The organism is Pseudoalteromonas sp. AS84, assembly GCF_038900255.1.
GTDB lineage: Bacteria > Pseudomonadota > Gammaproteobacteria > Enterobacterales > Alteromonadaceae > Pseudoalteromonas.
In genome coordinates, this window is the sequence record NZ_JBBMQY010000010.1 from 87,714 (window position 1) to 110,755 (window position 23,042).

Genomic DNA, 23,042 nt, shown 5'->3' on the forward strand with positions numbered 1-23,042 from the left:
TAAAATAGTTAGATACCACTATTATGCAAAAAACTATCCAACGTTTCTTTGACACGTGTTTTTAGAGTCATATCGAGTGACGATTGCGCTGTTTTAACTTCACAGCCACCGCGTTCAAGAGTGGGTTCTGCCATTAGTTGCCAGTTATTGTCAATAATGGTTTGTTCGCCGTAGCTCTCTTTTATGAGTTCTAAGTCTTCGGGGTTTAAATGGATTCGTACTTTTTCTTGCTCCGCATTAAGTGAATTAATACTTTGCTTTAACGTGTGTAAAATCACATCTGGCGATGTTTTTACTTCTTGATAAATAACAGCTTCCGCCAACATGCTAGCAAGTTGTACTAATTGCTTCTCGGCTTGTTCGTCCACTTTATCTAGCGGTGCAGTTAACCCCTCTAAAATGGCTTTTAAACTTGTTAACTGCTCTTCAATTAATGGTTTTACATCTTCAAGGCCTTGTGTTTTACCTTGCTCTAGCCCTTCTTTGTAACCTGCTTCTTTACCTTCGCCAACGCCTTTTTCAAAGCCGTCTATGTAGCCTTGCTCATGACCTTGTTTGAGGCCTTCTTCGTACGCGTCTTGTCTAATGCGTTCAAGCTCAACCATGGTAAGCGCAGGGAGTTCTGGTTCTTGTGGCTCATCAACTGGCATTTCTTCAGCTAATTCTTTTTTGTACAGCTCACTAAGCGGTGTGCCGTAAGCTGTAGAGCGATTGCCAAAGCTGCTCTCATCAGGTGCTACATCCGGTATAGCCCAGTTTTTTAATAGTTCATCTGCTTCATCAGCGTGAAGAGTGCGCCCTTTGAGTTTGCTCATGGTTTACAGGAACTCCTCGCCACCGCCGCCGCCCAGCTGAATTTCACCTGAGTCAGATAAACGGCGCGCTGTTGATAAAATCTCTTTTTGCGCCGCTTCTACTTCACTTATACGAACAGGTGCCATAGCTTCTAAATCATCAGCAAGCATTTCGGCTGCACGCTTAGACATATTGCCCAGTATTTTATCTTTAAGGGCATCGTCGGTGCCCTTAATTGCTTTCATTAATACGTCTTGTTGTACTTCTCGTAGAATTGCTTGAATACCACGGTCTTCAACATCCATTAAGTTTTCAAACACAAACATTAAGTCTTGAATTTGCTGCGACATTTCTTCGTCATGTTCACGAATAGAATCCATTAACTGCCCTTCTACGTTGGTATCTAGGTAGTTCATAATATCTGCAGCAGCTTTTAAGCCGCCCATTTTAGCAGCTTGCGCACCAGCTTGACCGGCAAATTGTTTTTCCATGATTTCGTTTAGCTCTTGCAGTGCTGCTGGCTGAACTTCTTCGAGGTTTGCAATACGCATGGTTAAATCTAAGCGTACTTTTTCAGGGAACTGAGCAATAATCTCAGCTGACTGTTCTGGCTCTAAATACGATAATACAATGGTTTGAATTTGTGGATGCTCATTACGAATAATGTTTGCTACCTGCTTAGAGTCCATCCATTTTAATGAATCCAGGCCTTTAGCGCCTGAGCCCATAACAATTTGGTCAATAAGGCTAGCAGCTTTGTCTTCACCTAGAGCGGCTGTAAGCGCTTTTTTAATAAAGTCTTCTGACTGAAAACCAATGGTACTAAAGCTTTGAATTTGCTCTATAAACAAGTTGTGTACAGCGCTTATTTTAGCTTGAGATAAATCCTGTAACCCAGCCATCGCCATACCCACTTTTTGCACTTGTTTAGGTTCTAAGTGTTTAAGGATTTGCGCGGCATCTTCTTCTGATAAACTCAAAAGTAATATAGCGGCTTTATCTACCCCATCGAGCTTATCAACATCAAAGGCTGGCGGGAGTTGTTTTTGTTCTTGATCAGTCATCTTCTGTTAACCACGCTTTCACTACTTGTGATGATAGTTCTGGTTCGTTAGCTACAAGGGCACGAATTGCTTTAAGTAGATCTTCGTCGCCATGTAAATCCGGTAACTGCAGTGTACCATCACTTGAGAAACCAACCGAAGCAGAATCAAAGTCTTTATTTAGCATATCAAGAGTATTGTCGCCAATATCTACGCCTGAGCTTAGTGCATCTTCGTCGTATTCTTCTAGTGTATCGTCTGGGTAAATCAAGCGTTTAAGCATTGGTTTTACCACTGCCATTATTAATACAATGATAACTAAGGCGCCCAATACAAGGCGGGCTATTTTCATAAACCAGTCTTGTTCCCACAGTGGCACTTCTATAGCTAAATCTGTTGCTTCACGTACAAACGGCACTGTTACTACTTCAAGTGCATCACCACGTTGCATATCAAAGCCCACACCGCCTTGTAGTAAGCGACGAATATTTGACAATGCTTCAACCGAGCGTGGAGCCATGGTTGTTTCGCCGTTTTCTCCCACTTTAGGAATATAGTCAACAGCAACTGATACGCTTATTCTGCGTATAACACCACTTTGCTGGCGCTTGTGCGAAATGGTTGTATCGAGTTCATAATTACGTGTAGCTTCTTTGTGGCTGCGTGTTGGAGAAGTAGCAGTGCCTGCACCACCTTGCCCCGCAACCTCAGGAATATTAGAATTTAGCGGTGGCTGATTTGTAAGCGCACCTGGAATACCAACGGCTAGGCCGCCAATGTTATTTTCTTCAAATGTGGTTTCGCTTCTAACCGCTGGTAGGTCTGGGTTATAACGCTTTTGAGTTTCCTCAATCGAGCTAAAATCCATACTCAAATCAACTTGAGCTGTATAGTTTGCAAGCCCAACAACCGGTATTAAAATACTGTCTATTTTTTCAAGGTACTCTTGTTCGCGCTTACGCTCTAAATCGTATTCTTTACGAGAGCGTGCTGCTAGTGAGCTTTGCGAACCTGAATTTAATAATCGACCATTTTGATCGGTAACTGTAACACGTGCAGGCTCTAAGCCTTGTACTGCTGAGGCAATCATATCAACAACAGAGTCTACTTCTTCACGGTCAAGTGAGCGCCCACGTTTAAGTGTTAATACAACGGTAGCTGATGGTTTTTTCTCTCTGCGGGCAAATACGTTTTCTTTAGGAATGGCTAACAATACTTTGGCGCGAGTAATGTTGTTAAGCTCTTCAATTGTGCGTGCTAATTGCTGTTCACGACCATGTTTTAGGCGCTCACGCTCCAAGCGTTGGCTTACGCCAAAGCCCATATCTTGCATAATAATGTCAGAGCCTGATGCTGGACCTTGCTCTAACCCTTCACGGGTCATTAGTAGCTTAATGTTTTGGTATTCACTTTCATCAACCGATACAACATTGCCATCGAGTTGATATTCAATTTTTTGTGCATCTAAAAAGTCTAATGTTTGAATAAGCTCTTCAGTTTGCATTTTGCCTAACGGGCGCATATCTGGCTGACGAGCCCAAATAATAATGAAAATCGCGATAGCTAAACAAATCGCTAATGCTATTACCAGTGTTACTTGGCGCAATACATCAACACCACTTAAAGCACTTAAGTAGCCTGACTTTTGTTCTTGTTGATCATCACCACCACTTTGGTCGATACCGCCGCCAGCAAGTGCTAGGTCTGTAGATTGGTTAGATTGCGCCACAATAATTCTCCACTACCTAATTAAACAGGCATGTTCATGATTTCTTTATAAGCTTCAACAAGTTTATTACGAACCTGTACTGTAGCCTCAAAAGCAACTGACGATTTTTGAGAAGCAATCATCGCCTCAGCAAGCGATACACTTCGATCACCCATTTCAACCGCTTTTACTTTTTGACCTGCATCTTGCTGTAGACCGTGCACTGTATTTAGTGCATCACTTAGCATGTCGCCAAACTGGGAAGTAGAAGTAGGCTGAACTTGAGTCGGCAATTTATTTATTTGATTATTACGGCCGGCTTCTAAAGCCATTGATTGCATTTCTTGAAATACAGCACTGTTTTGAATTTTCATAATTTATCTCTGACACGCAGTGAACTCTTACAAGTAATAAAGCACAAAACATGCCAAATAATTAATTGTTAAAATACATGCAGTTAGCTTTAAATTATGTGAGTCAGAGTTTTGACAACCCTAAGTTCGCAGCGCAAACTTAGGGTTTATAGGAGGTTATGCAGGAAGTGAAATACCTAAATCGCGCATTTGCGCTAGTTTATAACGTAAAGTTCGTGGGCTTATGCCCAACGTTTCGGCAACGTCTTTACGCTTACCTTGGCAACGTGCAAGGGTTTCTAAAATAATGCGATGCTCTTTATCTTTAAGCTCATCTTTATAGCTACCGGTATCTGCTGCTAGTAAACCTTGTTTAGGCTCATCCTCGGCATGCAATTTTTCATCGTAGTATGCCGAGCTTAGCGTGCTTTTATCAACGCCTTTATTTACGTGAGCCACTTCTGTTGGCGCCGGTGCCAATGAAGGCTCCATAACAAAGTTATTAGCTACTAAGTTTTCAATAAAAATAGCATGCTCGTTTATTGTATCGCCACTTCGCAGTATAAGCGCACGCTGTATAACGTTATCAAGCTCGCGCACATTTCCAGGCCACGCGTGGGCCAGTAACTTTTGCTCGGCAGCTTTATCTAAATACGCCATGGGCTCTTTACTTTTACTGATATGGCGCTCAATTAAATGCTTAGCCAATACAATAATATCGCCAGGGCGTTGGCACAATGGTCGCCACATAAGTGGAAAAACATTAAGCCTGTAATATAGATCTTCTCTAAATTGGTTTTCAGACACGGCTTCTTTTAAATCACGATTACTGGTTGCCAAAATACGTACATCGAGCTGAATTGTTTTACGACCCCCTAAGCGCTCTACTTCACGCTCTTGCAGTACGCGTAACAGCTTTGCTTGTAGCCCTAAGTCCATCTCTGTAATTTCATCAAGTAAAATAGTGCCGCCTTGTGCTTGCTCAAACTTACCCGGACATGCTTGAATCGCGCCTGTAAAAGCCCCTTTTTCGTAACCAAATAAAGTGGCTTCGAGCATATTTTCAGGAATAGCCGCGCAGTTAATCGCCACAAATGGCTCATTACAACGACTCGACTTATCATGAATATAACGAGCGAGTACTTCCTTACCTGAACCACTTGGGCCAAGTACCATTACACTTGCATCAGAGCGTGCTACTTTACTCGCAAGCTCCAATAATTGAATACTAGTTGGGTCGGCAACAATAGGTCCGTCGGTTTCTTTTGCTTTTTCAGGCAAATAACGGCTCACCATATTTAACAGCACTTCAGGTGCAAATGGTTTAGCCATGTAGTCAATTGCACCTAGGCGCATGGCTTCTACTGCATCGTCAATTGTGGCGTACGCCGTCATCATTAATACAGGTAAATCAGGGTGGTTTAATTTAATACTGCGTAGTAAATCAAGTCCACTCATTGCACCCATTTGCACGTCGCTTACAACAAGCGAAAATTGATCTTTTTTAAGCAATATCATTGCTTGCTCAGCACTGTTCGCTGCAACACATTCAATACCCGACATTTCAAGGGTATCTATTAAGGCTTCACGAAGCCCAGCGTCATCTTCGACAACTAAAATAGTGTTACTCATAATGAACCCTCTAATTTAGATGTTGCCTTAATAGGCAGTAACAAGCTAAAGCAGGCACCACCATGCGTATTATTAGTCACATCAACACGGCCTTGGTGTGCACTAGCCACCGAACTCACTACAGCAAGCCCTAAGCCTGTGCCCTGACTTTTTGTAGTAAAAAATGGTTCAAAGATTTTATCGCTTTGGCTTAAATCAACACCTGGGCCATTGTCGCTCACACTAATACGAACCATATCTAAATCTTTTAAATCTCTTTGTGCGCTAATTTTTACTTTTGCACCGCCGCCAATAACTTGAATACTATTGTGCACAAGATTTTGAATAGCACTGGCCAGTGCCGTTTTATTACCGACTATTTGTATATCTGGCTCTGGTAAGCTTACATCCAGTTCACTTTCATTAAGTGCGACCATCGCATCAGCGCCCGCTTTAACTTCTGTTAAAAGCTGCTGCATTGAAACTTGCTCAACAACTTGCTGATCGCCACTTTTAGCAAATAACAGCATGTCGTTTACTTGAGTTTCTAAATCTTTTAAACGCGACATTAACTTTGTTTGAAAGTTATCGCGAGATGCTTCGGGTAAGCGCTTTGATCCTAAATTAGCGGCGTAAAGCATAGCGGCTGAGAGCGGTGTACGGACTTGATGCGCCAGTGACGCAACCATTTTACCCAGCGCGCTTAATCGCTGCATATGTGCAACACGTTTTTGTAAACGGCGAGTTTCGGTTAAATCCGTCATTAAAATAAGTTGCCCTGGCTCTGGGGCTAAAGCGGTAATATCAAGTTTTATTAGGCGCCCGTCTTTTAAAGACACTTCGTGACCATCATCTTGATGTGGCCTAAAAGAGCGCTGAATAACATTAAACCAGCGTTCGCCTTCAAGTGGCTCGCCAAGCATATCAATCGCTATTTGATTCGCTTTTGCAATCAACCCTTTGCCATCAAGTACAACCACACCTGCTGGCATGGTATCAACCAAATGCGAAAGCCAACTTGCTTGCTTGCGCAGATCGCTTAATTCACCAATGTACTCCTCTTGAAGTAAACATGGGTTATACTGATTTGCAGAAAAAAACTGTGGTTTTAGCACGCTAGCAAGGGCCATAATCAAATCTCGAATTGATGTAGATACATGTCTAAATGCACGATTTATACCAAAATTTATTTACATACTTATCATTAAGTTACATCAATAATTTGAGCGACATAAAAATGACGCACGCAAAAAGGAATAATAATGAGTGAGCAAATAAAGTGCCGTTGCCCGTGGCTCGACACCACTAAACCCGACTACGTTATTTACCATGATGAAGAATGGGGCGTCCCCCTTTATGATGATACAAAGCTGTTTGAATTTATCACTCTTGAATCAGCGCAAGCCGGCTTGAGCTGGTACACAATTTTAAAAAAGCGTAGCGGTTACAAAAAAGCATTTGCTAATTTTGATGTAGATAAAGTGGCACAATTCACACAAGATGACGTTGAGAGACTAATGCTTGATGAAGGGATTGTGCGCAATCGCTTAAAAATTGCGGCAACTGTTAACAACGCAAAGTGCTTTATAGAAATACAAAAAGAATTTGGAAGTTTTAGTAACTACCAATGGCAGTTTGTCGATAATAAACCGATTATAAGTAATTTAAATAACGCTGAGGACTACCCTGCAATTACAGAGGCATCAACCGCATTTGCGAAAGATTTAAAAAAACGGGGTTTTAAGTTTTTAGGCCCTACAACGGTTTACGCTCATATGCAGGCCTGCGGTATGGTTAACGATCACAGTAATGATTGTTTTAGAAAAGAAGAAATTATTAAGGCTTTTAGTGGGTAAGTGATTTATAACCATAAAAGTGATTAGTTCACAAAGAGGTTAAGAGACGCTGCGCTTTAGAGAAGTGACGCGTAAGTTGACTATGGTTTCTCATTTACCTTCGTTTTTCTCTTTGTGAAATAACTTTTTATTTAAGTGATTAAAAGTCTTGTTTTTCACGCGAGCAAGTCTAGCGTCTACAACAAAAGTAAAAACCGTGTAGGTGCGAATTTACTTCGCTCTCTTGCTAATATTTTTTAAGTAAAGTGCGGTATAAAACCGCACCTACAAAACGAGGGGTTATTTATCTACTGTGTTTGGCCAATTTATAACTAAACACTGACAGCTGCTTTTAGATCTTAATCTCTTGAAAGATTATACTTTTTCATTTTCTCAACGAGTGTTGTTCTGCGTACACCTAGTATTTCTGCAGCGCGAGCTACAACGTAATCATAGCGCTCTAACGCTTGGGTTATTAAGCTAATTTCAAGTTCGGCTAAATAATCTTTAAGTTCAATACCATCATCTGGCAATAATCCACTACCCCTTTGGCTAAACTCAGCGTCTGGCTCACTTTCGTAATCACTAAAGCCGGTGCTAAATATATCGTTAAAGGCGTCTTTTTCCATTAACTCTTCAGGGTATTCTGGCTCGTATGCTTCAACTTCAATGTAACGATATTTATTAGGTAAGTCGGGAATATCAACCACTTTTTCAGGAAACATAATAACCATACGTTCCACTAAATTAGCAAGCTCACGAATATTACCAGGCCAAGCATGTTCTTTTAAACTCTCAACTGCGCGCTCAGTAAACTTAGCGGTAGAACCTGTTTGGTCGTTAACACGGCGCATTAACTCTTTTAAAAGCAGCGGAATATCATCAGCACGTTCACTCAGCGATGGGTTTTCGATAGGAAATACATTTAAGCGGTAATATAAATCTTCCCTAAAACTACCCTCTTCAATCATTGTTTCAAGATTACGATGCGTGGCCGCAATAACGCGTACATCAGCTTGGATTGCCTTTGTACCACCAACACGTTCATAGCTGCGTTCTTGCAATACTCGCAGCAACTTAACTTGCATTTGCAGTGGCATATCGCCTATTTCATCTAAAAATAGCGTCCCGCCTTGAGCTAGTTCAAAGCGTCCTTTACGAGCCGATATAGCACCAGTAAACGCGCCTTTTTCGTGGCCAAATAGTTCACTTTCGAGCAGCTCAGCCGGAATAGCACCACAGTTAACAGGTACAAACGGTCCATTAATACGCTTTGAAAGCAGGTGTACATTACGGGCAACCACTTCTTTACCTGTGCCTGATTCGCCTAAAATTAAAACATTAGCGTCGGTTTTTGCCACTTGCTCAATTAAAAAGCGCACATCTTTTACGGCCTCTGTTTCACCAACAAGTCCGTCAAAAGTTTTATGTGGTTTAGAATGCTTATGCTCATTTGGCAACATGCGCTGATACTGCTGGCAATCGTGAAGTAACTGAGTGGTCACTTCGTGATTAAATGGCTCGCAAATAAGCCCCACTACATTAGCTATACTTAATAGTGGTTTTAGCGTTTCGCCAATTAATAAAAACGGTAATGTTGGATAGCGTTTAATTAAGCTTTCGTGGTCAAGTGATTGCAACGCTCCTAAAATAATCATGCATTCTTGCTGCTGATATTTTTTACATTCTTGTTCAAAGCAGTCTTCGCTTAATAGTTGAACAGCTTCACCAATAAAGCCAAGTGAAGCATTTAATCCTATTGCGCGGTTGTTATTATTATCTAAAATCAAGATCATATTTAGCGAGCCGTACTTTCACTAATTTGTATAATTAGTTAAATTGTAAGCCAGTTCAGCATGGATGCAAGTGATAGCGGCAGTTTTTTGACATAAACGCCAAAAAACAGACGGACTAGTTAAGTTAATCATACTTAATAGTTAATCATTAAGTACCAAAACTAAAATAAATCTAGAATAGCTTCTATCGATTGCTCAAGTTATTAAAGCGGATAAATAGATTTTTGCTAAACAATAGCCAGAGTAACTCAGGCTGCGCATTATTTTCTTTGAGGTTAATTACTTTATAAACTTCTTACTAGCTTGATTCGTTTGGTTTAAAACGTTAATTCGCAACGATCAAACTCTCATAACAGTAAAAAAGGTGCCAACTGATTAAATTATAACTTAACTTACGAAATTCCATACTTTATACCACCGTTTTACTAAATTAACTTGGCACTTTGCTTGCTTAGTAGTTAAAGTATTGAGATATGTATTAAAAAATTACGATTGCGTGTAATAAAATGCCAATAATAAATAACTTGGGTAGTACTATGTTCAATAATAAAACAATTTTAATCACTGGCGGTACTGGATCATTTGGAAAAAAATACGTAAAAACGCTACTTGAGCGCTACAATCCTAAAAAAATAATTATTTTTTCACGCGATGAGCTTAAGCAATTTGAAATGCAGCAAAAATTTGATCAACCCTGTATGCGTTATTTTATTGGTGACGTAAGAGATAAAGAACGTTTAACTCAAGCGATGAATGGTGTTGATTTTGTTATTCATGCTGCCGCCCTAAAGCAAGTGCCTGCGGCCGAATACAACCCAATGGAATGCATAAAGACTAATATTAATGGTGCTGAAAATATTATTGCCGCAGCTCTCGCCCATGACGTTGAGAAAGTTATTGCGCTTTCGACTGACAAAGCGGCCAACCCTATTAACTTATATGGAGCCACTAAATTAGTTTCTGATAAGTTGTTTGTTGCTGCCAATAATATTTCAGGTGGGCATAAAACTACTTTTTCCGTAGTGCGATACGGTAATGTTGTGGGATCGAGAGGGTCTGTAGTACCATTTTTTGAAAAGCTTATTGCTGAGGGTGCAACTGAACTCCCTATTACTCATAAGGATATGACACGCTTTTGGATTACACTACAAGACGGTGTTGATTTTGTTTTAAAGAATTTTACTCGTATGTTAGGCGGTGAGATATTTGTTCCTAAAATCCCATCAATGCGCATATTAGATCTTGCCCAAGCAATGGCCCCTGATTTAGCCACTAAAATCATTGGTATTAGACCTGGTGAAAAGCTGCATGAAATAATGTGCCCTGCCGATGACTCATATCATACCTATGAATATGACGATCACTTTGTTATTGCGCCAAGCATAAAATTTTCAAGTCGCAGTAATGACTTTACTGTTAACGCCATTAACGAAAAGGGTAAAGCAGTAGCGCATAATTATGAATATAACTCGCGCGACAATGAACAATTTTTATCCCTTAATGAAATTAAAGAACTAAATAAACAATCATGTCTATAGATCCATCTTTACTCATACCACAAGCGATGATTCCTTACGGGAAACAATATATATCACCAGAAGATATTACTGCGGTTATTGAAGTATTAAAGTCAGATTTTATTGCTCAAGGACCTAAAGTACCTGAATTTGAACAAGCCGTTGCTCAACAGTGTATAAATAAAAATGAAGGACAAGTTCCCTTTGCTATAGCAACTAACAGTGCAACTTCAGCATTACATATTGCATGCTTAGCACTCAAAGTGGGTGAAGGTGATGTTGTGTGGACGTCCCCTATATCTTTCGTTGCTTCAGCGAATTGTGCACTTTATTGTGGGGCCACTATTGATTTTGTCGATATTGATATATCAACAGGCAATATATCAGTTGAAGAGCTAACCAAAAAACTTGCTTTAGCAGAAATAACAAATACCTTACCTAAAGTTATTATTCCTGTGCACTTAGCTGGACAATCGTGCGATATGCAGGCAATTAAAGCACTCAGTGAGAAATATAACTTCGCCATTATTGAAGATGCTTCACATGCTATTGGTGGGAGTTATCAAACAAGTAAGGTGGGTAGCTGTGACTATAGCGACATTACCATTTTTAGTTTTCACCCTGTTAAAATAATTACCAGTGCCGAAGGTGGTATGGCATTAACTCAGCACTTAGAACTAGCAGAGCAAATGCGGTTATTAAGAAGTCATGGTGTTACCAGTAACCCAGAAAAAATGAGCGAAGCAAGTCATGGACCTTGGTATTATCAACAAGTTACGTTAGGCTTTAACTACAGAATGACTGAGCTACAAGCTGCTTTAGGGCTTAGCCAAACGACGCGCTTAAATGACTTTGTAACACGCAGAAATCAATTAGCGGCAACTTACGATCAAGCGTTTTCTGATTCCTCTTTAACGTGTTTAACGCCTGCAACATCAATATATTCTGCTTATCATTTATATATAGTACTACTGCCAAAGCTTGAACAAGGTATACGAAAAGCAAAACATAAAGCGATTGTTACCGCGCTGAGAGCCAAAAACATCTGTGCTCATGTACATTATATCCCAATTCATTTACAGCCTTATTATCAGCAAAACGATAGTAATCTTGCTTTCAAAGAGGGTGACTTTCCTATTGCTGAGCAATACTATGAGCGCGCAATATCTTTGCCGTTATACCCACAGCTAAGTCAAAATGAACAAAGTTACATCATTACAACCGTACTTGATGAAATAAACCGTCTAGGCGCTTAAGCGTGGAACTCGCCTTAGGTACAGTACAGTTCGGCTTAGACTACGGTATTAGTAATACCCAAGGACAGGTAAATAAAACTGAAGTATTTGATATATTAACGCAAGCAAAACACTTAGGCATAAACACCCTAGACTGTGCTGGTGCATACGGAAATAGTGAACACTTACTTGGTGAAATATTCAATGAATCAAAATTGAGTGAAGATTTTAATATTATCAGTAAAATACCCGCCCTAAATAACGTTCAACACTCAATTGAAACCGCTTTTTTTCGTTCATTAGCTCATTTACAACAGCAACAAATTGAAACGCTATTATTCCATCATAGTGATAATTTACTTTATCACCCTAAAAAAGACTCGCTGTTCAAACAAGCGTTATCACTTAAATCACAAGGTTTAATAAAACGTATTGGTGTATCAGTGTATACACCCGAACAACTTAAAACAATTGCCAGTCACTACCCCATTGAGGTAGTACAAGCGCCTATTAATGTGTTTGATCAACGCTTTATTGCGACGGATGTAATCGAATTTTGTCAACAAAAAAATATAGTGTTACATGCAAGATCACTCTTTTTACAAGGCTTACTCTTTATTGATCAAGATAAAATTGCCCCTTACTTTCGTCCATACCAACAAAAGCTCAATGACTTTGCCGCACTTGCTCAACACTTAAACTGCACTAAAGTGACCTTAGCCTTGGCAATGTTAGTGAATGGTTCACCTAACTCAGCACCTGCTTCACGGGCAAACATAACGGCACAGAAATCGCATACTAATATTCAACAAAATGTTAACAACAAAGTTCCTAAACAAATAAACAAAAGTATCATTGAAAAGCTTGTTGTGGGGGTGTGTAACACTCAACAACTTAGAGATATTGTTGAGGCCTACAAGTTAGCAAAAGAATTATCTATAAGTAAAACAGAGCTTTTAGCATTAGCAGATGAACGGCTTGGCTTTATTAACCCTAGCTTGTGGTCTGTTTAATTTTTCTGAATATCAATTAGTTTAGTTAACAAGTACAGAACGAGCCCATTGCAATCATGAATGAAACATTAATTATTTTACAAGCCCGCATGTCATCGTCAAGACTACCTAACAAGGTGTTGTTACCAATCCTTGGCAAACCCATGCTTGCTCATCAAGTGGCGAGACTTAAAAGAATAAAAACACCGCACCGACTTATTATTGCAACAAGTGATGAAGCCTGTGATGACGATATTGAGGTGTTCTGTCAACAATTGGGCATCGATTGTTTTCGAGGTGATTTAACAGACGTTCTAGCGCGCTATTATCATGCTGCAATGACGTTTAAATCAAAAGATAGCACCGAATATAAAATGACTACTATAGTAAGAGTGACTGGTGATTGCCCGCTGATAGATGCTGTAATCATTGATAATGTCATTGATTTATTCGTGGAGAATAACAGTGATTATTGTTCAAACTGCGCACCAGCAACCTTACCTGATGGGTTAGATGTTGAAGTATTTAGCTTCGATGCATTAGAGAAAGCCTATCAACTAGCTAAAAAGCCTTCAGAACGCGAGCATGTAACACCTTTTATTCGCAATAACCCGCAGTTGTTTACCTTGAGTAATTACACTCATCAGCCAGACTTATCTCATTATCGTTGGACGGTAGATGAACCAAGCGACTTTGAGCTTATTACCAAAATATATGAATATTTATATCCCCAAAAACAGAATTTCACCCTAGCGGATATAATCACGTTAATGCAGGGAAGACCTGAATTAGCGAAAATAAATCATCATATTGTGCGCAACGAAGGTTTACTAAAGTCTGAAAAAGAAGATCAACAACAGTTGAAAAACATCCTATTAAATACAGGGCAGGCAACGTAATGAACAAACGCTATCAACAATCATCAAACTGGCTTGAACGCGCTGAAAAAACCATTCCTTTAGGTTCGCAAACATTTAGCAAAAGCCGTATTGCTTACCCTAAACATGTATCTCCACTGTTTATTAAGCGAGGTGAAAATTGCCAAGTTTGGGATGCCGATGATAATCAATATACCGATTTTGTAAGCGGACTACTTTCAGTTTCTTTAGGTTATTGCAATAAAGCCGTTGATGATGCCGTCATTGAGCAAATAAGATCAGGCGTCACTTTTTCTTTGCCTCATCAACTTGAAACGATTGTTGCAGAGAAACTTGTTAAGTTAATACCTTGCGCGGATATGGTCCGCTTTGGAAAAAACGGGAGTGACGCTACCTCAGCAGCCATTCGTTTGGCCCGTGCATTTACTAAAAAAGAACATGTTGCTGTTTGTGGTTATCACGGTTGGCAAGATTGGTATATTGGCTCAACCACACGAGACTTAGGTGTACCTGAAGCAACCAAGTCACTGACTCATACATTTAAATACAATGATATTTCATCGTTAGAGCAATTGTTTTATCAGCAAAAAAATCAGATTGCCGCCGTTATTTTAGAGCCGATGAACACGCATTTTCCAGAAGATAATTTTTTACAAAAAGTGAAAGATTTATGTCAGCAACACGGCGCGGTATTAATTTTTGATGAAACCATTACTGGCTTTCGTTTTTCTATGGGTGGTGCTCAACAATTATTCAATGTGACCCCTGACTTAGCCACATTCGGAAAAGGTATGGCAAATGGTTATCCCATATCCGCAGTCGTTGGGCGCAAAGATATCATGATGCTCATGGAAGATATTTTTTTCTCAGGTACTTTTGCTGGAGAAACCCTATCGTTAGCTGCAACAAAAGCCACTTTAGATTTTATGACAGAGCATAAAGTTATTGCACACTTAGAAGCAATAGGAGAAAAGTTACAAACAGGCCTAGCGCGAATAATTAATGATCTACAAGCACAGCATTGGTTAACCTTAAGCGGCCACCCTACCTGGTCGTTTCTGGTTATTAATGCCCAAGGTGATTATAGTGCTATTGAATTGAAATCATTGTTTTTACAAGAGATGGCATTACGTGGATTTTTACTTGGTGGCGGTCATAACTTAAATTATTCGCATAAAAGTGAAGATATTGATGCACTACTGTCTGCATATAAAGAAGTACTCGACATACTCTTACAAACTATTGAAGATAAAGATTTTCATAACAAGTTTTACGGTGAGTTATTATCGCCTGTTTTTAAGGTTAGATAACGCAGATACCTTAATATGAATGAACATAAAACCAATCTTTCCATTAATTTATTACTAGAATCATTATGCATATAGTGTTTAAGGTAGATGCCTCATCTATTATTGGTTATGGCCATGTTATGCGTTGCTTAACACTAGCAAACGCATTAAGGGATAAAGGAGTTGATGTAAGCTTTATTAGTCGAGAACATCATGGTCATATTAACCACCTGATTATTGAACATAACTATTCTTTAATCCCTTTACCTAAAGGGGCAAACGATATTGTTCAGAAAAATAGTGATACGTGGCTTGGATGTACCATAATAGAAGACGCACAACAAAGTATTCAAGCAATGCAAACAATTGCGCCTGCTGATTACCTTATTGTCGATCATTATGCCATAGAGGCGACATGGCATGCTTTAGTTACTAACTATTGTAAGAAGCTTGTCGTTATTGATGACTTAGCTAACCGTCCCCTGTTATGTAATGTGTTACTTGATCAAACCTTAAATCGAAATGCCGAACCATACCAAGCATTAATTCCTGAGCATTGCACAATGTTGTTAGGTAAAGACTACATGTTATTAAGAGATGAATTTAGCCACTATCGAGCTCAAGCAAAAACTCAGCGCGATCAGCGTAGTGAGCAATTAGGGCATCATATCAGTAATGTTCACATCATGATTTCAATGGGAGGGAGCGATCCAGATAATTTATCCCAAGTAGCATTGTTAGCATTAGAAAGATTACACATTACCATGCCAAATATTCAGGTAAGCTTAATTATTTCAGGCCAGTCGATACATTTAACGTCTTTACAGCGTCTTTGTAATACGCTGACATGGTGTACATTAATAATTGACAGCAAAGATATGGCTAGTCAAATGATAGAAGCTGATATTGCCATTGGTGCGAGCGGTTCAACCGCATGGGAGCGATGTTGCTTAGGTTTGCCTTGCCTAACAACCGTCAATGCTGAAAACCAACAGTTGATAGCTAAAAATCTAAATGATTCTGGTGCAACAATCAACCTGGGTTGGTATAAAGACATTAGCTCCTCCATGATTTGTGACCAAATAGAACAACTAATTTTACACCCTAAAAAATATCAGATAATGGTCGAAAATTGTTTCAATGTTTGTGATGGAATAGGCGCACAAAGAGTGACCCGTGTCTTATTAAACAAAGAGCTACCAAAGAGCGCATAAATGAGAAATCAGAGTTTTAAAACGATTAGTATATTAGTTGATAATGATTCATGGATTTTGCCTTACGCTGAAGCATTGGTGGCATATTTTTCATCTCATTATCAGTGTCAGCTTTTCAGAAATGCAGATGATATTACACAGGGCGATGTGTGTTTTTTATTAGGCTGTACTCAAATTATTCCCAATAAAATACGTAAACGCAATCAATATAACCTTGTTGTTCATGAAAGTGCCTTACCTCAAGGTAAAGGTTTTGCCCCGATGAGCTGGCAAATTATTGAAGGAAAAATGTCTATTCCTGTATGCTTATTAGAAGCAAGTGAAAATGTTGATAGTGGCAACATCTGGCTTGAAGACACTATAGAGCTTAACGGCAACGAACTACATGATGAATGGCGTGATAAGCAAGGTAAAATAACAATAAAACTAGCTAAAGAGTTTATTGAAAATTTTACAACATTAACTGCCAATGCCCAGTGTGGACAAGAAAATTTCTATGCTAAAAGAAACAAAAAAGATAGCGAGTTAGATGTTAATAAAAGTTTAGCTGAGCAGTTTAATTTACTTAGAGTGGTGAGTAATAGTGACTATCCTGCTTTTTTTATTAAAGATGGTATCAAATACAAAATAGAAATATCTCGTCATGACTAACAATTACATAGTAGCAACAATAAAAGATTGGAATTTCAAAGAATTTGATCGAGTTCTCTCTGATTCCCCTGGCAACTGGACATTAATTAATGACCATAGCCAACTAACTTTAGACAACCTTCACTCGCTTAAGCCTAAATATATTTTTTTTCCTCATTGGAGTTGGCTGGTACCAGAAGAGATTCTTAATGAGTTCACTTGTATATGTTTTCATATGACAGATGTGCCTTATGGTCGAGGTGGTAGCCCTTTGCAAAACTTAATTTGTCGTGGCCATCAAACAACTAAGTTAACCGCGTTGAAAATGACTAAGCAACTTGACGCTGGTGACGTTTACTTAAAAGCACCTTTATCACTAGAGGGTAGCGCACAAGAAATATTTGAACGTTGCGCCAAACTTACTTTCGACATGATTAAAAGCATTATCACTATAGAGCCAATGCCCATTGCACAAACAGGAAATATAACCACCTTTACAAGAAGAAAACCTGAACAAAGCAAAATTCAAGGTAGCGAAACCTTAACAGAACTTTATGATCTAATTCGTATGATGGATGCAGATAGTTACCCTAAAGCTTTTTTAGCTTATGGTGATTTCACATTAACTTTTGAGCAAGCAAAATTAACCCCTTGTCCAAAAAATGAAGCCCCAATACTTAATGCAAACGTCATCATCACAAAGCGTATGACAAACTTGAGCGAAAAAAATAATGACTCATAAATTTATTACTATCAATGGCACGAACATCGGACCTGACTTCCCACCATATATAATTGCGGAGTTGTCGGCGAACCATAACGGAAAAATAGAGCAAGCATTGAAAAGCATAGAAGTCGCAGCACAATGCGGTGTAGATGCAATAAAAATTCAAAGCTATACGCCTGACACCATGACTATAAATTGTGATGAGGACGATTTTCAAATAAAAGGCGGCTTATGGCATGGCTATAAACTTTACGATTTATATCAATGGGCACAAACCCCCTTTGAATGGCATAAACAGTTATTTGATAAAGCGAAAGAAGTCGGTATTACGTTGTTCTCCACTCCATTTGATGAATCGGCTGTTGAATTGCTCGAAAGCCTTGATGCACCAGCCTATAAATTAGCTTCTTTTGAAATAACGGATTTACCTTTAATAAAACGTATTGCACAAACAGGTAAGCCACTGATTATTTCAACTGGTATGGCGAATATGGAAGAAATAGAAGAGGCAATTACGACTGCTAAAGAAAATGGTTGTACTGAATTAGTCGTTTTACACTGTATCAGTGCATATCCTGCACCAGTAGAACAAGCAAACTTAGCAACTATAGCTGATATTAGTCAACGTTTTGACGTTATATCTGGACTTTCAGATCATAGCCTAGGTACCGTTGTTTCGGTCACAAGTATTGCTCTTGGTGCAAATTTAATTGAAAAACATTTCACACTGGATAGAAATGATAAAGGGCCCGATGCTGAATTTTCTTTAGAGCCAGACGAATTCAAGCGACTAGTTAAAGAAACTAAGGAGGCTTACCAAGCTATTGGTGTAGCAGGTTATGAGCGAAAACCAGTTGAACAAGCAAGTATGACCTTCCGTCGCTCGCTTTATTTTGTTGCTGACATTAAGCAAGGTGAAGTGCTCACCACAAAACATATAAGAAAAATACGCCCAGGCTATGGCTTAGCCCCTAAGTACTTTCAAAAAATACTGGGGCAAACCGCTAGTCAAAACATAACTCGTGGTACAGCCGTTTCTTGGGAGCTAATTACTGATGATAAAAAATAACCACGTTCTCATTATAGCTGCTCACCCTGATGATGAAGCTTTAGGTTGCGCAGGAACAATAGCTAAGCACATTGCTGAGGGTGATAATGTTTATATTCTATTTATGACCAATGGAATATCAGCTAGGAATGATATAACTCCTTCAGATAAGCTAGAACGAAGTGGAGGAATGGCTAATGCCATGAAAACACTTGGGGTAGATAATTACCAAAACTTTGATTTTCCTGATAATAAAATGGATACTGTACCATTATTAACAATAGTACAAGCCATAGAGGAAGTATTGAACAATACTAATCCAAATATTATTTATACTCATTTTGCTCATGACTTAAACATAGATCATAGAATAACCCACCAAGCCGTAATGACAGCGTGTAGACCGATACTTGGCAATTGCGTAAAAAAAATCTTTTCATTTGAGATTCTATCAAGTACGGAGTGGCAATCTAACTCTATGCCAAAATTTTCAGGGAACTATATCGTTGATATCAGCCAGTACTGGCAGAAGAAAGAACAAGTACTTACTTGTTATCAACAAGAACTGCGAGATTTTCCACATAGTCGAAGTTTAGAATGTATAGAAGCGCTAGCAACGCTACGCGGAGCTACTCATGGCCTTGCTAAAGCTGAAGTTTTTCAAATAGAACGAATTATAGAGTGTTAATACAGTAAAACTAAATTAAACACACTACAATTCATGGCATGATATTTGATTAATTTAACTAAGCAATGATAAACCATCATGGAGTCACTTTTGACAAAAGAACAATTAAATTCGGATTGGTACTTAGAATTGGCTACACAAGCCATCGATAATAAGTGTATAGAGCAAGCAGAATCTCATCTAACGTTAGCTTTGAAATTCCAAAATGATAATGTTAATGCCATAGTTACTTATGGAAATTTACTTATCAGTGAACGCCGTTTTATTGAAGCGCAAAGACTATTAGCACGCGCCTATCATTTATTACCTAAAAACTTAGATATAATTTTAACTTATTACATGTCTTTACGTCGTCAGGGGTTAATTACCGAGTGTATTAAACTTTGTCTAACCGCGCTTAAAGAGCACCCTAATGACCACTATTTAAAAAGTGAATTAGGTGTTGCACTTGTAATGTCCGGTAATATTGATGAGGTAGTAGAGTTATCAGCTCAAGAATTCGAACCTACCTTACGCTGGCAACAATGGGCTATTGTAGCGAACTTAGTGAAAAACAATAAAAAGGCGCTAGAGTTAATAGAATCGAGTATGTCATTTCTAGCCGATGTTGAAATATTTGCTCAGCAAGCAATTGAAGTAGTTGTTAATAAAAATGAGAATAAGAAGGTAAGTCAACACTATCAAGATTTTACTTCACGTACAGGCTACTGCCACCGACCTATTTGGGCTTACTTTGAGCTAATCAGATATTGTAGATTACAAGATGAAGTTAATCTTTTTGAACACGATTCTGAAATATCTCTAGCCTTAGATCCAGTACCTTATCGCCCAAGAGCAACAGGCAAAAGTAATATATTATTCGACGATAAAAAAATCGCAGTAGCAAAATCAACTTTTATACAACCAGTTATTGATCGCGGTTCATTACAAAAAAACATAAAAATATTTAAAAGTTTGTGTAAAACACTAATCAATGAAGGCGCTTTTGACCATTTCCGCGAAAATATTAGTACTATCAAAAAACAATATGCTCCAAATATACCTGACTTTGTTCAAGTAATGTCTACAGGCCGTTGCGGTACTTTAGCTTTATATGAATTTCTTAAGAAATCAGATAAAGTCATTCCATACCATACAATGCAATCTCAACTTATCCCACCAGATAGAAACCACTTAATGTATCGAATTTTATCTGGCAACTTTGATAAAGATATTATTTCGACACTTCTCTCTGCTTATTTAACAAATAGGGTGTCTGAAATTTGTTATGCCTATACTAAGCAACGCACACCAGTAATTATTAATCATTGGGATACTATTTTTGCGCCATTTCTCTGTGAGCTATTTCCATCAAGTAAATTTTTACACATTTGGAGAGCTGATGAAGATGTTTTTAAATCTATTCATGGAAAAAATCAATTTCAAAACGAGCAACTACGTCACTGTTTTTTTGATAATGATTTTACTCAAGGGCAATTCACTTGCTTTTTTGATTCAGATTTAACTATGCAGCAACAAATTGCTTGGTATTTATTTTTCACCAGGGAGTACTCTTTAGCATTCAAAGAAACATTAATAGAAAACCGAATGTCATCTATGAAAAGTGAAGACTTATTTACAGGCGATATCACTAAGTTTAAAATATTACAATCGCTAATGCCTATTGATGATATTAGTGAAAGTAAATTTGTAACCTCCTTTGCAAAACCTATAAATCAAAAAAAGAATAAGTTGCAAATAAGCAGTGACTTACTCAGCCAGCAAGCGTCAGAAATCCAGCCCATAATAGAAAAACTAGAACGCACTGGAATTTTATAACTGCTAACCATACCGGAGTTAACATGCAAAAATGTGTAGCCTGCAATCTACCTGAAACTTATGAAACAATAGAGTTTGATGACGAAGGTGTTTGTAATATTTGTCGACAAAAAGTATTCAAAGATGAAAAAATTGATTGGAAAAGACGAGCTGAAATGCTATCGCGAGTGATAGAAAAACATCGTGGGCAATATGAATACGACTGTATTTTACCATTTTCAGGTGGGAAAGACTCAACTTACACTTTATGGTATTTAGTAAAACACTTTAATATTCGTCCTCTTGTTGTGCAGTTTAACCATGGCTTCATGCGAGATACTTTATTAGAAAATAATCGCCGAACATTTAAAAAACTCGGTGTTGACGTTATTTCATTTACACCAAATTGGAAGCTAGTCAAACGGTTAATGCTTGAAGCTTTAGTACGAAAAGGTGACTTTTGTTGGCATTGTCATACCGGTATTTTTGCTTATCCTATGCACATTGCGCTTAAATACAATGTCCCACTTATTTTTTGGGGAGAACCATCCTCAGAATATACTGCTTATTATGACTATGAAGATGATGAGATAGAGCAAGTTGATGAAACACGCTTTAATCGGTTTATTAATTTAGGGATTACAGCTGAAGATATGTACTCTATGATAAAAGATGATTATCAATGCGATCCCCGAGAGTTGACACCATATACTTACCCTAGTCTAAGAGATTTAAAAAAACTAAAATACCAATCAGTGTGTTTAGGTTCCTACATACCATGGGATGTGAAAGCTAATACAAAAATAATAGAAAAAGAGTTAGGTTGGCGTGGTGATCAAGTTGAGGGCATGCCATGGGAAGAGTACCCATATGAAAAAATTGAATGTTCAATGCAAGGTATGCGTGATTATATAAAATATCTAAAGCGAGGTTATAGCCGTGTAAGTCAAATGACTGCGCTTGATTTACGTAATGGTCGTATAGCCAAAGAACATGCAGATAAACTCATCGCAGATTATGAAGGGCGTAAACCCCCCTCACTAGATTTGTTCTTAGAGTATCTAGGGATCACCGAGGATCAATTTAACCACATAGTTGCAAAAACAGTTGTCCCACCTTTTCAGCCAGACTTTAAAGGAATGGAATACGCACCAAAGACTAGCGACTTTGAACGCTGGTATCGAGAAGATCCTGAAGATAGAGGTATCATCGTTAAGAAATTATTATGATCGGAATTTTGAATATAGGTCTAGGTAACGTTCAGTCGGTATACAATGCAATTTATGAAAATGGGTATGATCCCATTTTCGTAAACAAGCCAGAAATGCTAATCGACTTAAGTCACTTTATATTACCAGGAGTTGGTAATTTTAAAGCAGTAACTCAACGCTTAGATCAGATGGGCTTTTTAACTGCTATCGATGATTTAATAGAGCGAGGCACTCCTACTTTAGGTATTTGTTTGGGTATGCAATTACTTGCTACTACTGGCTCAGAGGGAGGGAATATTAATGGCTTAAATGCTATTAATGCCAACGTATCGGCAATGATTCCCACAGAAAGTTATCGAGTTCCGCATGTTGGTTGGAATGAAGTGCACTTTACTCAAGCACATCCTATATTTGACCAAATCAAAGATAAGAGAGATTTTTATTTTGTCCATAGTTACCATATGTCATGTAAAGATGCGGCCAATGTAATAGCAACTACTAATTACGGTAGTGATTTTGTTTGTGCCGTTGCGAATAAAAATATTATAGGTGTTCAATTTCATCCTGAAAAGAGTCAAAAAAATGGGATGAAACTCCTAGAAAACTTTTGCGAGTGGGATGGTTCGCTCTAACAAAAACATAGTTACATATGTAAAATTAAAATCTTTATGGATG

Annotated in this window: 21 protein-coding genes; 14 read left to right on the plus strand and 7 right to left on the minus strand. The window is 38.4% G+C overall.

The features are described 5' to 3' along the window. Positions 1 to 8: 8 nt before the first annotated feature. The 6 genes from fliH to WNY79_RS12145 form a co-directional block, all read right to left on the minus strand. Complete coding sequence (gene fliH, locus WNY79_RS12120; RefSeq protein ID WP_342875954.1) at positions 9 to 815, minus strand: flagellar assembly protein FliH; 807 nt, start codon at positions 813 to 815, stop codon at positions 9 to 11. Between the two features lie 3 nt (positions 816 to 818). Continuing rightward, entirely contained in the window at positions 819 to 1,859 is a 1,041-nt protein-coding gene (fliG, locus tag WNY79_RS12125; protein WP_007581881.1) for a flagellar motor switch protein FliG, read from the minus strand. Next, complete coding sequence (gene fliF, locus WNY79_RS12130; protein WP_024606216.1) at positions 1,852 to 3,567, minus strand: flagellar basal-body MS-ring/collar protein FliF; 1,716 nt, start codon at positions 3,565 to 3,567, stop codon at positions 1,852 to 1,854. The genes fliG and fliF overlap by 8 nt, the downstream gene beginning before the upstream one ends. Before the next feature lie 20 nt (positions 3,568 to 3,587). Continuing rightward, positions 3,588 to 3,920, minus strand: a complete 333-nt coding sequence (gene fliE / locus WNY79_RS12135; protein ID WP_008168784.1) for a flagellar hook-basal body complex protein FliE — start codon at positions 3,918 to 3,920, stop codon at positions 3,588 to 3,590. Between the two features lie 156 nt (positions 3,921 to 4,076). After that, positions 4,077 to 5,531 (minus strand): sigma-54 dependent transcriptional regulator, encoded by a 1,455-nt coding sequence (locus WNY79_RS12140; RefSeq protein WP_024599217.1) that lies wholly within the window; start codon positions 5,529 to 5,531, stop codon positions 4,077 to 4,079. Beyond that, entirely contained in the window at positions 5,528 to 6,640 is a 1,113-nt protein-coding gene (locus WNY79_RS12145; protein WP_008168789.1) for an ATP-binding protein, read from the minus strand. Before WNY79_RS12145 ends, WNY79_RS12140 begins: the two co-directional genes overlap by 4 nt. A 132-nt stretch (positions 6,641 to 6,772) precedes the next feature. Here WNY79_RS12145 and WNY79_RS12150 point away from each other — a divergent pair, with 132 nt between their 5' ends. Continuing rightward, complete coding sequence (locus tag WNY79_RS12150; RefSeq protein ID WP_342875955.1) at positions 6,773 to 7,366, plus strand: DNA-3-methyladenine glycosylase I; 594 nt, start codon at positions 6,773 to 6,775, stop codon at positions 7,364 to 7,366. Positions 7,367 to 7,704: 338 nt separating this feature from the next. Here the strand turns inward: WNY79_RS12150 and WNY79_RS12155 are convergent, their stop codons facing one another. After that, a complete protein-coding gene (locus WNY79_RS12155) occupies positions 7,705 to 9,141 on the minus strand; it encodes a sigma-54-dependent Fis family transcriptional regulator (RefSeq protein ID WP_342875956.1) in 1,437 nt (478 codons plus the stop codon). Positions 9,142 to 9,677: 536 nt separating this feature from the next. On the opposite strand from WNY79_RS12155, the gene pseB reads away from it, so the two are divergent. The 13 genes from pseB (at position 9,678) to hisH (ending at position 22,999) form a co-directional block, all read left to right on the plus strand. Next, a complete protein-coding gene (gene pseB / locus WNY79_RS12160; RefSeq protein WP_342875957.1) occupies positions 9,678 to 10,679 on the plus strand; it encodes a UDP-N-acetylglucosamine 4,6-dehydratase (inverting) in 1,002 nt (333 codons plus the stop codon). A gap of 26 nt (positions 10,680 to 10,705) precedes the next feature. Further along, positions 10,706 to 11,914, plus strand: coding sequence for a UDP-4-amino-4,6-dideoxy-N-acetyl-beta-L-altrosamine transaminase (pseC, locus tag WNY79_RS12165; RefSeq protein ID WP_342875980.1), 1,209 nt, complete (start codon positions 10,706 to 10,708; stop codon positions 11,912 to 11,914). A gap of 2 nt (positions 11,915 to 11,916) precedes the next feature. After that, positions 11,917 to 12,906 carry an aldo/keto reductase gene (locus WNY79_RS12170; RefSeq protein ID WP_342875958.1) on the plus strand — a complete coding sequence of 330 codons (990 nt, stop codon included), beginning with the start codon at positions 11,917 to 11,919 and terminating at the stop codon, positions 12,904 to 12,906. A 56-nt stretch (positions 12,907 to 12,962) separates the two neighbouring features. Beyond that, positions 12,963 to 13,784 (plus strand): glycosyltransferase family protein, encoded by an 822-nt coding sequence (locus tag WNY79_RS12175; RefSeq protein WP_342875959.1) that lies wholly within the window; start codon positions 12,963 to 12,965, stop codon positions 13,782 to 13,784. Continuing rightward, entirely contained in the window at positions 13,784 to 15,073 is a 1,290-nt protein-coding gene (locus WNY79_RS12180; protein WP_342875960.1) for an aminotransferase class III-fold pyridoxal phosphate-dependent enzyme, read from the plus strand. The genes WNY79_RS12175 and WNY79_RS12180 overlap by 1 nt, the downstream gene beginning before the upstream one ends. A 65-nt stretch (positions 15,074 to 15,138) precedes the next feature. Beyond that, positions 15,139 to 16,266, plus strand: a complete 1,128-nt coding sequence (pseG, locus tag WNY79_RS12185; RefSeq protein WP_342875961.1) for a UDP-2,4-diacetamido-2,4,6-trideoxy-beta-L-altropyranose hydrolase — start codon at positions 15,139 to 15,141, stop codon at positions 16,264 to 16,266. Further along, positions 16,267 to 16,917 carry a formyltransferase family protein gene (locus WNY79_RS12190; protein ID WP_342875962.1) on the plus strand — a complete coding sequence of 217 codons (651 nt, stop codon included), beginning with the start codon at positions 16,267 to 16,269 and terminating at the stop codon, positions 16,915 to 16,917. Continuing rightward, a complete protein-coding gene (locus WNY79_RS12195) occupies positions 16,910 to 17,638 on the plus strand; it encodes a methionyl-tRNA formyltransferase (protein WP_342875963.1) in 729 nt (242 codons plus the stop codon). Before WNY79_RS12190 ends, WNY79_RS12195 begins: the two co-directional genes overlap by 8 nt. Beyond that, positions 17,628 to 18,692, plus strand: coding sequence for a pseudaminic acid synthase (gene pseI, locus WNY79_RS12200; protein ID WP_342875964.1), 1,065 nt, complete (start codon positions 17,628 to 17,630; stop codon positions 18,690 to 18,692). Before WNY79_RS12195 ends, pseI begins: the two co-directional genes overlap by 11 nt. Beyond that, on the plus strand, positions 18,679 to 19,359 hold the full coding sequence (locus WNY79_RS12205; protein ID WP_342875965.1) for a PIG-L family deacetylase: 681 nt from the start codon (positions 18,679 to 18,681) through the stop codon (positions 19,357 to 19,359). Before pseI ends, WNY79_RS12205 begins: the two co-directional genes overlap by 14 nt. A gap of 90 nt (positions 19,360 to 19,449) precedes the next feature. Then, positions 19,450 to 21,177 (plus strand): hypothetical protein, encoded by a 1,728-nt coding sequence (locus WNY79_RS12210; protein WP_342875966.1) that lies wholly within the window; start codon positions 19,450 to 19,452, stop codon positions 21,175 to 21,177. A gap of 23 nt (positions 21,178 to 21,200) precedes the next feature. Then, positions 21,201 to 22,385, plus strand: coding sequence for an N-acetyl sugar amidotransferase (locus WNY79_RS12215; protein WP_342875967.1), 1,185 nt, complete (start codon positions 21,201 to 21,203; stop codon positions 22,383 to 22,385). Beyond that, positions 22,382 to 22,999 (plus strand): imidazole glycerol phosphate synthase subunit HisH, encoded by a 618-nt coding sequence (gene hisH, locus WNY79_RS12220; RefSeq protein WP_342875968.1) that lies wholly within the window; start codon positions 22,382 to 22,384, stop codon positions 22,997 to 22,999. Before WNY79_RS12215 ends, hisH begins: the two co-directional genes overlap by 4 nt. The last annotated feature ends 43 nt before the right edge of the window (positions 23,000 to 23,042 follow it).